Source organism: Pseudomonas sp. PVC-5-1, from assembly GCF_057444345.1.
Map to the genome: position 1 here is coordinate 1,346,542 of NZ_CM172024.1, position 13,541 is coordinate 1,360,082.

Annotated in this window: 10 protein-coding genes; 8 read left to right on the plus strand and 2 right to left on the minus strand. The window is 63.8% G+C overall.

Going from position 1 to position 13,541, the window contains the following annotated elements; all coding sequences use genetic code 11:
* Positions 1–118 precede the first annotated feature (118 nt).
* From AC2T3R_RS06225 to pcaQ, 4 genes are all read left to right on the plus strand, one after another.
* Positions 119–4,144 (plus strand): bifunctional nitrate reductase/sulfite reductase flavoprotein subunit alpha, encoded by a 4,026-nt coding sequence (locus AC2T3R_RS06225; protein ID WP_486744783.1) that lies wholly within the window; start codon positions 119–121, stop codon positions 4,142–4,144.
* A 305-nt stretch (positions 4,145–4,449) separates the two neighbouring features.
* Positions 4,450–7,002, plus strand: a complete 2,553-nt coding sequence (nirB, locus tag AC2T3R_RS06230; RefSeq protein ID WP_486744784.1) for a nitrite reductase large subunit NirB — start codon at positions 4,450–4,452, stop codon at positions 7,000–7,002.
* The gene (gene nirD / locus AC2T3R_RS06235; RefSeq protein WP_196174337.1) at positions 7,002–7,364 is read left to right on the plus strand and encodes a nitrite reductase small subunit NirD; all 363 of its coding nucleotides are present in this window, start codon (positions 7,002–7,004) and stop codon (positions 7,362–7,364) included. Before nirB ends, nirD begins: the two co-directional genes overlap by 1 nt.
* A gap of 167 nt (positions 7,365–7,531) precedes the next feature.
* Positions 7,532–8,464 carry a pca operon transcription factor PcaQ gene (gene pcaQ / locus AC2T3R_RS06240; RefSeq protein WP_410952005.1) on the plus strand — a complete coding sequence of 311 codons (933 nt, stop codon included), beginning with the start codon at positions 7,532–7,534 and terminating at the stop codon, positions 8,462–8,464.
* Positions 8,465–8,534: 70 nt separating this feature from the next.
* On the opposite strand, the gene AC2T3R_RS06245 is transcribed toward pcaQ, so the two are convergent.
* Positions 8,535–9,815 (minus strand): delta-60 repeat domain-containing protein, encoded by a 1,281-nt coding sequence (locus AC2T3R_RS06245; RefSeq protein ID WP_486744785.1) that lies wholly within the window; start codon positions 9,813–9,815, stop codon positions 8,535–8,537.
* Positions 9,816–10,105: 290 nt separating this feature from the next.
* Here AC2T3R_RS06245 and bamJ point away from each other — a divergent pair, with 290 nt between their 5' ends.
* The 4 genes from bamJ to AC2T3R_RS06265 all read left to right on the plus strand — a co-directional run bounded on the left by bamJ (position 10,106) and on the right by AC2T3R_RS06265 (position 12,418).
* On the plus strand, positions 10,106–10,870 hold the full coding sequence (gene bamJ / locus AC2T3R_RS06250) for a BamJ family beta-barrel-assembly machinery protein (protein WP_486744786.1): 765 nt from the start codon (positions 10,106–10,108) through the stop codon (positions 10,868–10,870).
* 292 nt (positions 10,871–11,162) lie between these two features.
* Positions 11,163–11,603, plus strand: coding sequence for a YkvA family protein (locus tag AC2T3R_RS06255; RefSeq protein WP_015269270.1), 441 nt, complete (start codon positions 11,163–11,165; stop codon positions 11,601–11,603).
* Positions 11,604–11,714: 111 nt separating this feature from the next.
* Positions 11,715–12,053, plus strand: coding sequence for a helix-turn-helix domain-containing protein (locus tag AC2T3R_RS06260; protein WP_015269271.1), 339 nt, complete (start codon positions 11,715–11,717; stop codon positions 12,051–12,053).
* Complete coding sequence (locus AC2T3R_RS06265; protein ID WP_013971408.1) at positions 12,050–12,418, plus strand: hypothetical protein; 369 nt, start codon at positions 12,050–12,052, stop codon at positions 12,416–12,418. The genes AC2T3R_RS06260 and AC2T3R_RS06265 overlap by 4 nt, the downstream gene beginning before the upstream one ends.
* A 61-nt stretch (positions 12,419–12,479) precedes the next feature.
* Here AC2T3R_RS06265 and AC2T3R_RS06270 read toward each other — a convergent pair whose 3' ends face one another.
* The gene (locus tag AC2T3R_RS06270) at positions 12,480–13,448 is read right to left on the minus strand and encodes an EAL domain-containing protein (protein WP_015269272.1); all 969 of its coding nucleotides are present in this window, start codon (positions 13,446–13,448) and stop codon (positions 12,480–12,482) included.
* Positions 13,449–13,541 lie beyond the last annotated feature (93 nt).

The window sequence follows — 13,541 nt, forward strand, 5'->3', positions numbered from 1 at the left end:
TCCAGGGCTATCAACGTCGACAGCCCACAAAACTTCACGACAAAGGCGCCGTGTTGCCCCGCTTGCCCAGCAAGCAGGGGCAGCCGGCGCCTTTTTGCGTTCCCTACAGGAGCCCGCCATGGCCAACAGCGAAGTGCGCAGCGTCTGCCCCTACTGCGGCGTCGGTTGCGGCATCGTCATGAGCGTCGCCGATGGCAAGGTCGGCAAGATCAGCGGCGACAAGCAGCACCCCAGCAACTTCGGCCGCCTGTGCACCAAAGGCCTCACCGCACACCTGCCGCTGACTGCCGCCGGGCGCATGGAGGATGCCTATGTGCGCCAGCAGCGCAGCCAGCAGCCAGCGCGTACCGGCATCGACCAGGCCATCGCTGCCGCCGCCGGGCGCTTGCGCAGCATCATCGACCAGCACGGCCCCGACGCTGTGGCGCTGTACGTGTCCGGGCAGATGTCGCTGGAGGCCCAGTACCTGGCCAACAAGCTGGCCAAGGGCTTTATCCGCACCCGCCACATCGAGTCCAACTCGCGCCTGTGCATGGCCAGCGCCGGCAGCGGCTACAAGCTGTCGCTCGGTGCCGATGGCCCGCCCGGCAGCTATCAGGACTTCGAGCACGCCGACGTATTCCTGGTGATCGGCGCCAACATGGCCGACTGTCACCCGATCCTGTTCCTGCGCCTGCTCGACCGGGTCAAGGCGGGGGCCAAGCTGATCGTCGTCGACCCGCGGCGCAGTGCCACCGCCGACAAGGCCGACCTGTTCCTGCAGGTGCGCCCCGGCAGCGACATGGCCTTGCTCAACGGCCTGCTGCACCTGCTGCTGCGTAACGGCCACACCGACCCCGACTTCATCGCCCGCCACACTGAAGGCTGGGACGAACTGCCGGCCTTTCTCGATGACTACACCCCTGACCGCGTGGCCGCCATTACCGGGCTGGCCGAGGCCGACATCATCAGGGCCGCCGAATGGATCGGCAGCGCCAGCAACTGGATGAGCTGCTGGACCATGGGCCTGAACCAGAGCATCCATGGCACCTGGCACACCAATGCGATCTGCAACCTGCACCTGGCCACGGGCGCGATCTGCCGCCCGGGCAGCGGCCCGTTCTCGTTGACCGGCCAACCCAATGCCATGGGCGGCCGCGAGATGGGCTACATGGGCCCCGGCCTGCCAGGCCAGCGTTCGGCGCTGGTAGCGCAAGACCGTGCCTTCGTCGAGCAGCAGTGGCAACTGGCCCCGGGCAGCCTGCGCAACGAAGGCGGCGAGGGCACGGTGGCGCTGTTCGAGCAGATGAAAAGCGGCGCGGTAAAGGCCTGCTGGGTCATCTGCAGCAACCCGGTGGCCAGTGTCGCCAACCGCCAGCAGGTGATCGACGGCCTGCGCCAGGCTGAACTGGTAATTACCCAGGATGCCTTCCTCGACACCGAGACCAACCGCTACGCTGACATCCTGCTACCGGCTGCACTTTGGGCCGAAGGCGAGGGCGTGATGATCAACAGCGAGCGTAACCTCACCCTCATGCCACGTGCCGTCGAACCGCCCGGGCAGAGCCTGCCAGACTGGCAGATCATCGCCCGGGTCGCCTGCGCCATGGGCTATGCCGACGCCTTCGACTACCCCGATGCCGAGGCGGTGTACGAGGAGATCCGCCGCTTTCACAACCCAACCACCGGCTATGACCTGCGGGGCATCGGCTATGCCGAACTACGCGAACAGCCGCACCAGTGGCCCTGCGCCCCGGGCCGCGACAACCCGCGCAGCCCGCTGCGCTATCGCAACGACGGCAGCAGCCAGACGCTGTTGCACGATGCCCAGGGCGAGTGCCCGGTGTTGGCCTTCCCGACCGCCAGCGGCAAGGCCCGCTTCTTCGCCCGGCCCTGGTTGCCGGCGGCGGATCTGCCGGATGCCGAGTACCCCATGGTGCTGAATACCGGCCGCGTGCAGCACCAGTGGCACACCCTGACCAAGACCGGCAAGGTACCGGCGCTGAACAAGCTGGAGCCCGGCCCCTTCGTGGAAATCCACTGCGACGATGCTGCCCGGCTGGGCATCGCCGAAAAGGACCTGGTGGCCATTCGCTCGCGCCGCGGGCAGGCCGTGCTACCCGCGCGAATCAGCGACCGGGTCATGCCTGGCAACTGCTTTGCCCCGTTTCACTGGAATGACCTGATCGGCGAGCAACTGGCGATCAACGCCGTGACATGTGATGCGGTCGACCCGCTGTCGCTGCAGCCGGCGTTCAAGCATTGTGCCGTGACCCTGGAGCGGGTTGCCGGTGAGCGCATCGAAGCCCTTGATCTGAACACTGCCAATCCGGAGCCTGCCCGCATGCCGACCGCCACCCTGTCCCGTCTGCTTGGCCTGGACACCCTGCCAGCTCCGGTGCTGGCCGAGGAAGAGCGCCATTACCTGCAAGGCTTTCTGCTGGGCCTGGACCAGGCCCGCGCCGAGGGCGTGCCCTGTCTGCCGGCCAGTGCGCCGCTGGCCGCCAACCGCCGGTTGTTCGTCGATGGCTTGCTGGCCGGGCTGTTCGCCCAGCCGGCGGTGCTGCCCGATGCGGCGTTGATGGCACCACGGCACCAGGTGCTGTGGGCTTCGCAAACCGGCAACGGCGAGCTGTTGGCCGAACGCTGTGCCGAGCGCCTGCGTGGTGCCGGCCTCGACGTGCAGCTCAGCTGCATGGAAGCGGTCAGCCCGCGCCAGCTGCAGGGAGCCGCCAGCGTGGTGCTGATCGCCAGCACCTTTGGCGATGGTGACGCGCCCGACAGCGCAGCGGCATTCTGGCAAGCCTTGCAGGGCGAGGAGGGCGCCCACTGCGCCGAACTGCCTTTTGCCGTGCTGGCCCTGGGCGACTCCAGTTACGACCAGTTCTGCGGCTTTGGCCGCAAACTCGACCAACGCCTGGCCGAGCTGGGCGGGCGGCGCCTGCTGCAGCGGGTGGACTGCGAGCCGGACTTCGACGACGCCTTCGCCGCTTGGCTGGATGCGCTGCTGCCCACGCTAAGCAGCGCTGCTGCACCGCAACCGGTCACCGAGCCTGCGCCCGTGGCGGCCTATGGCAAGCAGCAACCCTGGGCTGCCACCTTGCTGGAAAACCGCCTGCTGAACGGCCCGGGTGCTACCAAGGAAACCCGTCAACTGGTGTTCGACCTCAGCGGCAGCGGCTTCACCTATGCCGCCGGTGATGCCCTGGGCGTGTGGCCGCGCAACTGTCCCGCCCTGGTCGACGAACTGCTGGCGCTAATACAGCTCGATGGCCAGACCATGGTCGAGCTGAAAGGCCAGCCCGCCATGCCGCTGACCGAAGCCCTTCAAGCGCACCTGGAAATCGCCAAGGTCACCACGCAGCAGCTGCAGGCCTTCGCCGGCAATGCTCCGGACCTGCAGCGCCTGCTGCAGCCCGAGTGCAAGGCCGAGCTGAAGGACTGGTTGTGGGGGCGGCAACTGGTCGATGTTCTGCGCGCCTTCCCCCAGCAACTGCCGCTGGCCAGCTGGCTGGAGCTGCTCAAGCCCTTGCAGCCGCGCCTGTACTCGATCAGCTCCAGCCCGCTGGCGCACCCGCAGCAGGTGCACCTGACCGTGTCAACGGTGCGCTATGGCGCGCGCAAAGGGGTGTGTTCAAGCTTCCTTGCCGACCGTGCGCAGGCGCTGAAGGTTGCCATCTTCCCGCAGGTGTCGAAGCACTTTCGCCTGCCCGAGGACGACAGCGTGCCGGTGATCATGGTCGGCCCCGGCACTGGCATTGCGCCGTTCAGGGCCTTTCTCGAAGAACGAGAGGCACGTGGGGCGAAAGGGGCTAACTGGCTGTTCTTTGGCGAGCAGTACGCGGCCACCGATTTCTATTACCAGGAGCAGCTACAGGCCTGGCAGGCGGCAGGGCACTTGCGCCTGGACACAGCGTTCTCGCGCGACCAGGCCGAGAAGGTCTATGTGCAGCAGCGCATGCTCGAACAGGGCGCGCAGTTGTGGCAATGGCTGGAGGCGGGCGCGTATTTCTATGTGTGTGGCGATGCGCAGCGCATGGCCAAGGATGTGGATGCGGCGTTGCGGGCGATCGTCGCCGAGCATGGCGGCATGGATGCAGTGGCGGCTGCGGCTTATGTCGAAGCGCTGGGCAGGGCCAAGCGGTATCGGCGGGATGTGTATTGATGTGCTCCAAGATGGGGAGTGATGCACTTGGAATGTGCATTTGCTGTACTGGCCTCTTCGCGGGCACGCCCGCTCCCACAGGTACTGCACAGGTCTGAATAAACGTGGAGAACCCTGTGGGAGCGGGCGTGCCCGCGAAGAGGCCGGTACAGGAAACAGGGTTGGCACACTCCCTGCTTTATCCCAGTTACAACAAAGCCCACTGATCAACGGCGATCAACCCGGGCCCCCTACCGTGATGAATACAGGCAAAGGCGCCTGGAGCTTCGGCTCCAGGCGCTTTTTTTTTGATCGAGGATCGGCTTATGAAGGCAACAGCGAGCAGCGGGCAACGAGAGCGACTGGTCATCGTCGGCAACGGCATGGTCGGCCACCATTGCGTCGAACAACTGGTCAGCCGCGGCGCCTTGCAGCGCTTCGAAGTGCATGTGTTCGGCGAAGAGCGCCAGCGTGCCTACGACCGCGTGCACCTGTCCGAGTACTTCGGCGGCAGCTGTGCCGAAACCCTGGCCCTGTGCGGGCAGGACTTCTACGGCGCCAACGGTGTGCACCTGCACCTCGGTGAAGCGGTGCTGGAAATCGACCGTGAGCACGCCGAAGTGGTTACCGCCGAGGGCCGTTACGGCTACGACCAATTGGTGCTGGCCACGGGTTCCTATCCCTTCGTGCCACCGATCGAAGGTTCCAACGGTAATGCCCGCCTGGTCTACCGCACCCTCGACGACCTCGACGCCATCCGCGCTGCCGCAGCCAGTGCCCGACGTGGCGTGGTAGTGGGCGGTGGCTTGCTTGGCCTGGAAGCAGCCAACGCCCTCAAGTCGCTGGGCCTGGAAGCCCACGTGGTGGAGTTCGCCCCACGGCTGATGCCGGTGCAGCTGGACGGCGAGGGCGGTGCCGCGCTCAAGGCACAGATCGAAGCGCTGGGTGTTGGCGTGCATCTGTCGCGGGCCACCCAGTCGATCAGTGCGGGTGAAGACTACCGCTACCGCATGAACTTCGATGGCGGCGAGCACCTGGAAACCGACCTGATCGTGTTCTCCGCAGGTATCCGCCCGCAGGATGCCCTGGGCCGTGCCTGTGGCCTGGACATCGCCGCGCGTGGCGGCGTGGTGATCGACAACCATTGCCGCAGCAGCGACCCACGCATCTTCGCCATCGGCGAGTGCGCCTCGTGGAACGGCAGTGTGTTCGGCCTGGTCGCCCCTGGCTACAGCATGGCGCGCAACCTGGCGGCTTTGCTGATGGGTGAGGCCGCTGGCGAATTCACCGGTGCCGACATGTCGACCAAGCTCAAGTTGCTGGGCGTGGATGTCGGCTCCATCGGCGATGCCCATGGCGCCACCCCGGGCGCACGCAGCTACCGCTTCATCGACGAAGCCAACAGCGCCTACCGCCGGCTGGTGGTGGATGCCAGCGGCAAGCACGTGCTCGGTGCGGTGCTGGTGGGCGACAACAGCTACTACGACACCCTTCTGCAATACGCCCAGAACGGCATCGCCCTGCCAGCCGACCCCGCGGCACTGATCCTGCCGCAAGGCGGCGGCACACCGGCCCTGGGCGCCGATGCGCTGCCCGATAGCGCGACCATCTGCTCGTGCCACAACGTCAGCAAGGGCGCGGTCTGCGCCGCCATAGACAGCGGCTGCGGCGACCTTGCCGCAGTCAAGGGCTGCACCAAGGCCGCCACCGGTTGTGGTGGTTGCGCGGCACTGCTCAAGCAGGTGTTCGAGCACGAGCTGACCGCCCGTGGCGTGGCGGTGGACAGGAGCCTGTGCGAGCACTTCGCCTACACCCGTCAGGAGCTGTACGGGCTGGTTCGGGTAGAGGGTATCCGCACCTTCAACGAACTGCTCGAACGCCACGGCAAGGGCCACGTTGGCTGCGACATCTGCAAGCCGGCGGTGGGCAGTATTCTCGCCTCGTGCTGGAACCAGCCGATCATGGACCCGGCGCTGGTGCCGCTGCAGGACACCAACGACACCTTCATGGCCAACATGCAGAAGAACGGCACCTACTCGGTGGTGCCGCGCATCCCCGGTGGTGAAATCACCCCCGACAAGCTCATCGTGATCGGCCAGGTGGCGAAAAAGTACGACCTGTACACCAAGATCACCGGCGGCCAGCGCATCGACCTGTTCGGCGCCCAGTTGCACGAGCTGCCGCTGATCTGGGGCGAGCTGATCGAGGCCGGCTTCGAAACCGGCCACGCCTACGGCAAGTCGACCCGCACGGTAAAGTCGTGCGTCGGCAGCACCTGGTGCCGTTATGGCGTGCAGGATAGCGTCGGCATGGCCCTGCGCCTGGAAGACCGCTACAAAGGCCTGCGCAGCCCGCACAAGCTCAAGTTCGCGGTGTCCGGCTGCACCCGCGAATGCGCCGAGGCACAGAGCAAGGACATCGGCGTGATCGCCACCGAAAAGGGCTGGAACCTGTACGTGTGCGGCAACGGCGGCATGCGCCCGCGGCACGCCGAACTGTTCGCCACCGACCTCGACGACGAAACCCTGGTGCGCCTGATCGACCGCGTGCTGATGTTCTACATCCGCACCGCCGACAAACTGCAGCGCACCTCGGTGTGGCGCGAGAGCCTGGAAGGTGGGCTGGACTACCTGAAGCAGGTGATCCTCGACGACAGCCTGGGCCTGGCCAGCGAGCTGGAGGCGCAGATGCAGCATGTGGTCGACCAGTATGAATGCGAATGGGCCAACGCCCTCAACGACCCCGAGAAGCTCAAGCGCTTCCGTACTTTCGTCAACGACCGCCGCGCCGACCCGGACGTGCACTTCGTGCGCGAACGCGAACAGCGCCGGCCTGCTGCGCCACTGCACCTGATCCCAACCGTCGAGGAGGCTGTCTGATGAACTTGTCCAATGCTGCTGTGAAAACCCACGAGAACTGGCAGGCGGTGTGCCAGGCGGATGACCTGGTGGCTGATTCCGGGGTGGTGGTTTGGCTCGACGGGGCCCAGGTGGCGCTGTTCTACCTGCCGGGGCAGGCGCAGCCGCTGTACGCGGTGGACAACCGCGACCCGAGGTCCGGCGCCAACATCATCGGTCGCGGCCTGGTGGGCAGTGTGCAGGGCGAGCTGGTGGTGGCGGCGCCGTTGTACAAGCAGCACTTCAGCCTGGAGAGCGGGGAGTGCCTGGAGGATAGCGGGCAGCGCCTGCGGGTGTGGCCGGTGCGGTTGAACGGGGAGGCGGTGGAGTTGGCTGTGGCCTGATAGTCATCTGCCGCCTGCACCGGCCTCTTCGCGGGCACGCCCGCTCCTACAGGTATTGCACTGGTCTGGAGAACTGTGGAGATCCCTGTGGGAGCGGGCGTGCCCGCGAAGAGGCCGGGACAGGCAATATACATAACCAGACCCAGCAATGCGGTAAGCTTGAGCCCATGAACCTCGACACCCGCATCAAGTACCGCCACCTGCTGTGCTTCCTGGAGATTGCCCGGCAGGGCAGCCTGGCCAGGGCTGCCGACATCCTGGCAATCAGCCAGCCAGCCATCTCCAAGACCCTCAAGGAACTCGAAGACCTGCTGGAAACGCGCCTGTTCGCGCGCAGCCGCCAGGGCGTCGAGCTGACCCCGGCCGGTACGCGTTTCATGCGCTATGCCGGGCCCAGCGTGCAAGCCCTGCGCGATGGCGTCAGCAGCCTGCGTGGCGAGGCGCGGGCGCCGTCGCAGGTGCGCATCGGTGTGCTGTCCACGGTCGAAGGCCTGCTCATGCCCGAAGTGCTGTGCCGCCTGCACCAGCGGCATGAGGCGCTGGTGATCAGTGTGGTCACCGGGGTCAGCGCGCAGCTGCTCGGCCAGTTGCGCCTCGGCGAACTGGAACTGGTGGTCGGGCGCATGACCGACAGCCCGCAGATCCAGGGCCTGTCGTTCGAGCACCTGTACAGCGAGTCGATGAGCCTGGTGGTGCGGCCCGGCCACCCGCTGCTGACCAGCAAGCCAGTAGAGCGCGGGGAGGTTGGACATTACCCGCTGGTGCTGCCGCCAGCCGGCACCACCATCCGCCAGCATGCCGACAGCCTGTTCGTGCAATGTGGCATCCAGATGCCCGCCCAGCGCCTGGAAACCCTGTCGCTGGCGCTAAGCCGGCGCTACCTGTTGGGCAGCGATGCAGTGTGGGTGGCGCCGCGCGATGCGGTGCTGCTCGACCTGCGCCGGGGCGAGCTGGTCGAGCTCGACCTGGGTGTGCGCGAGCCGGGCGGCTCGGTCGGCATCTGTCGCAATGCTGCCTTGCCGCAGAGCCTGCCGGGGCAGTGGGTGTGCGAGGTGCTGCGTGAGGTGGCAGGGCAGTACCGCGAGGGGGCCTACCCTTGAGCCCGCTCCCTCAACAGGGCACTGAGTGCCCTGTTGAGGTTGTCGTCGCTCAGGCTGCCGCTGGCCGCCATCAGGAGTAGGCGATTGCGGCTATCACGGCATCTACGCTTTTGTCATCGTTGTAAAAAATCTGCCCGCAAACCAGCATGCGTCCAGAGTTGGCTACAAAGGCAACAGAGGCGTCATAATCGGGTTCGAATCCACCAGCACCGACTGGTATATCGAGCATGCCATATCCGTCAGGTGGAACGAAGCTTGTATCCAGTTGGCCTTCAAGTGTGTAGCAAACAGCGCGATTATGCGTGTAGAAACCGCCCCATCCCATCAGGCGGCCCTCGAACTCATGCATGTGATCCCAGCCACCGGGTGCGGTGAATCGAAGGGGGTTACCCTCGTTGAACTTCTCGTGAGGCTTGCCGTCTGCGTCTAGCCTCTGCACCTCAGGAAACTCTGTTTTAAAGTCGTCAAACGTATGGGAGCCGTAGACAGTGATCACCTGCGATGGCGCATCGACGGACAAGTTGTGGTACAGGGTGCCGTGTTCTGCCGTATAGCGACCGCGGTCCGCAAATTGGGTATCAAGTTTTCCATCGTGGGCTATTTTGACCACTTGGGAGTAAAAGTTATCGTCAGCATCGTTCAGGATCGCTGTTACGATGCAGTTTCGGCCCAAGACAGCCATGCACAGTCCCAAGCTGCCGATGACGGGCTGCGAAAATATGGACGCCAGATCGACGGTTCCACGTTGTCCAAAGTCCTCGTTGATACTTCCATTCGACGCCAGTGCAAGCAACTTGTGTGTCCCACTCTGGCCAGTAACAAAGTACCCGTCCGCGCTTGCCCAGATCTGAATGAGGCCCGACAGATTGAGGTCATCAGCTTCGATGTAACCTTTGCCTGCAAAGCCGGTGTCCAAGGAACCATCATCATTGAACCGCCAGATACGACTGGCGGTGCTACCGTTCACAGTTGCGGTACCATGGCACAATATTTTGCCGTTTGCGTCTGCAATCAGCTGCTTAGGCCAGAATGTTCCTTCACTCAGATGATCCTCGATCTTCACGAGGCGTTTTTCGACCTTGCCGTTCGCATCAAGGCGCACGATGAATGTGTCATCTTGGTTGTCTGCAGTTCGATAAAATGATGCCACAGAATAAAATACGCCCGCTTTGATCGGGCTTTGAACGATGTCGGCACACAGCGAGTGGCGCGCGGAGTCCTGATCCACCACATAGCAGTAACCCTGGTCACCAAAATTTTCATCCACCGGGGCCACTTGCAGTTTTGCCGCGCTGGGGCGGCGTGGTTGTAGGCGGGTTTTGAAATGTTTGACCTGGTACTTGGTTGGCATGGCTGTTAGCTCCTATGCTTGGGCTTTCGCATCAATATTTTCAACTTGCCCTGCGATTAGGCGCCTGCGCATCGGTTGGTGCTACTGGCAGAAATGCCAGTTGCCAAGGAAGAAGACAGTGTCAAGTACCATACTGGCCAGTGGCTGCAATCGGGAGAATGAAGATGTCTTCACTTACTGAACTTCCTTACCAAAACTCGCTCCTATGCCGGTAGCCATTGGTCATGGCCGCCTGCTAAGCTCGCGGCTTTACCCTGATTGCCCTTTTGGCGCATGAACAAGGAAATAGCATGAAACAGCATCGTTTGGCGGCTGCGGTTGCCCTGGTAGGCCTGGTACTGGCTGGCTGTGATCAACAGACCAGCAGCCCCGAGCTGAAGACTCCGGCACAGAAAGCCTCCTACGGTATCGGCCTGAACATGGGCAAGAGCCTGGCTCAGGAAGGCATGGAAGACCTTGATTCGAAAGCAGTAGCCCTCGGCATCGAAGACGCCGTTGGCAAGAAGGAACAGCGCATCAAGGACGAAGAGCTGGTAGAAGCCTTCACTGCGCTGCAGAAGCGTGCCGAAGAGCGCCTGGCCAAGGCCAGCGAAGAAGCCGCCTCCGCCGGCAAGAAATTCCTCGAGGAAAACGCCAAGAAGGCAGGCGTGGTCACCACTGCCTCGGGCCTGCAGTACGAAGTGGTCAAGAAGGCCGATGGCCCGCAGCCCAAGGCGACTGATGTGGTCACCGTCCACTACGAAGGCAAGCTGATCGATGGCAAGGTGTTCGACAGCTCCGTCGAGCGCGGCAGCCCGATCGACCTGCCCGTCAGCGGCGTGATCCCGGGTTGGGTCGAAGGTCTGCAACTGATGCATGTCGGCGAGAAGTACAAGCTGTTCATCCCGGCTGAACTGGCTTACGGCGCACAAAGCCCAAGCCCGCTGATTCCGGCCAACTCGGTTCTGGTGTTCGACCTGGAACTGATCGCCATCAAGGATCCGGCCCAGTTGCAGGGCGCCGAGCCGGAAGCGGAAGCTCCTGCTGAAGCCCCGGCCGAAGCGCCTGCCAAGTAACACTGGCTGGCTCACGCAAAACGCCCCGTCCTGACGGGGCGTTTTCGTTTGTGCCGGGTAGTTGGACGAACCTGCAACTGCTGATACTGTCCGAGGAAATGCAGCGTGAAGCCGCAGGATGCTTCTGATGCAAATCGTTTGCGGCGTACCCACCCACGGTGTGAAACGACTGTGTAAAAAACGCCCGATCTGACCGAGGCCCTTGCCTGGCAGGCACCTGGGGTCAGAAACGTCGCCCTGTTCACAAGGTTATCCACAATAAATGTGGATAACCTTTTCCTCTGGAGGCTCCATGAGCGCACCCTGGAATTTTGCCCGTTTCCTGCCGTTGGCCGAGCGCCTGCTCAGCCGCGGCCGGTTGCCCGCCTTGCTGTTCGCGGTAGCTCGCAAAGGCCCGCGCATCGGCCAGCTGCGTGAAGACGTGAAGCTGCTGCAGTCGCTGTGCCTGGCCTGGTGGCGCGGCGAGTACCGTGCCATCAGCCCCAAGGCGCTGGTCACCATCGTCGCCGGGCTGCTGTATTTCGTCAGCCCCATCGACGCCATCCCCGACTGGCTGCTGGGCGTGGGTTTCCTCGACGACATCGCGGTCCTGGGCTGGGTACTGAAGACCGTGGCAGACGAACTGGCGCGCTTCAAGGCCTGGCGCGACAGCCAGGCGCCCGAACGGCTGCGCGTGGTCGAGCGCCTGCCGGCCACCCCCGAAGCGCTGCGGTTGGAACGCAACACGCAGTGAAACTGGCCGCAACCGCAGCGCAACTGCACAGACCCCAGAGTTGGTAATATAATTGGCATAAGGGTTATGCCTACGGATTACATGCTGTAATCCTTTTTAAAGGGGTTTGTAATGGGTATTCAGGTCATCAGCCGGGACGGTCAACCCGAGTACGCCGTCGTTCCCTGGGAACAGTACCAGGCACTGCTCAAGGCCGCAGGGCAGGCACCAGCCGAGGTAGTTGCCAGTGAAGCGCAGGGCGATGTAGCCAGTGCGCCATTGCCGGCCTTCAGCGAAGTGGCACAGATTCGCCAGGCAAAGGGCATTGCCCCTGAGCAGTTGGCGCGCAATGTCGGGGTAAGCCCGGCATACCTGGCCATGATCGAATCAGGTGAACGCCAGCCGGATGCTGCTATCCGCCGTGCTCTGGCCTGGCATCTGGGGGTGGCTGGCTGGAGCGAACCATCATGAGCCAGGTCAGGATCAGCCGTCAGCACTGGGATAACCTGCTGGGCGAGCTTGACCTGGCCCGTCGTCAACGTCACTTGCTGACCTATCGAGCGCTGATCGAGCGCTTGCAGTTGCCCAGCCCGGCCATGCAGACGCTGACGGCCGCGCTGGAGTATCTGGCGGTGCTGGATGCCCGCGCCGAGCAGCCATTGCGCAGCTCGCTGGTGATCAGTCAGGGTGCCAGCCGTTTGCCGCGTACCGGGTTTTTTGAGTGCGTTGAACGGTTGGGCCGATTTTCCGGGCCGGTCGACGGCATGGAAGCGGCCTCATGGCATGCCTCCGAGGTGGTCAGGGTGTTCGAGTACAGCTATCCCGAAACGGCCTGATTCGTTGCCTGTCCCGGCCTCTTCGCGGGTAAACCCGCTCCTACAAGGTACTGCACAAGGTTCAAGATGTGTGGTGAGCCTGTGGGAGCCGGCTTGCCGGTGACAGGGCCGGAACAGGCAGTGCATCCCTGTGAATCAATCCACAAGCCCTGCCATCGGCATCCACCACCTCCAATACCTCCAGGTGCCGGTGTCGGCCAAACAACTCCAGCAACTGCCCAATCGTCGCATTGAGCCGCACCGTCGGCTGTTCGGCCTGCGGAACGTTCATCAGCGCCGGTAGTGGCCGGCTTTCGCGCACCCCCAGCTCCTGCGGCCGCCCCAGCAGATAGCCCTGCACCAGGTCCACCCCCATTTCCACCAGCACCGCCAGCTCCTCCGCCATCTCGATGCCTTCGGCAATTACCTGCGCCTTCGACGCTCGGGCAATCTGCAATATCGAACCGACAAATTCACGCTTGAGCGGGTCGCGGTGGATGCCGTCGATGAAGTGGCGATCGATTTTCACATATTCAGGGCGCAGCTCCGACCACAGGCGCAGGCTCGAATAACCCGCTCCCAGATCGTCGATGGCAATCGAGAAGCCCATGTCCCGGTAGTGGTGCAGGGCGTTGGACAGCAGCTGGAAGTCGTCGGTCGGGGTGTGTTCGGTCAGCTCGATTACCACCCGGCTAGGCGGTAGGCCGACCTGTCCGAGCAGTTTCAGGGTCTGCCCGGACGGGTAGTGCGGCTCGAGCAGCGATTCCGGCGAGATGTTGAGAAACAGCTTGCCCTGCAACTGCTGTTCGCTGAAACGCCGGCAGGCGCTTTCCCGGCAGGCAGCCTCCAGTTCGGTCAGGCGGCCGGCCTGGCGGGCGATGGTAAACAGGTTCAGCGGTGCGTGCAGCGGGCTGTTGGACGGCCCGCGGCTCAACGCCTCATGGCCGAAAACCCGTTGCTCGCTCAGGCACATGATCGGCTGGAACAGACTGTGGATGCTGCGTTGAGCCAGGATGGCACTCAAGGCACTGAGCTGTTCGGCGACGGTCATGGCGTATTCCTGAAAATGAAAGGGCCGGGCGATTCCACGCCCGGCCCCTCTATTTCACGACAGCGCGATGACTGTTTGATGACAAGTAAAGCT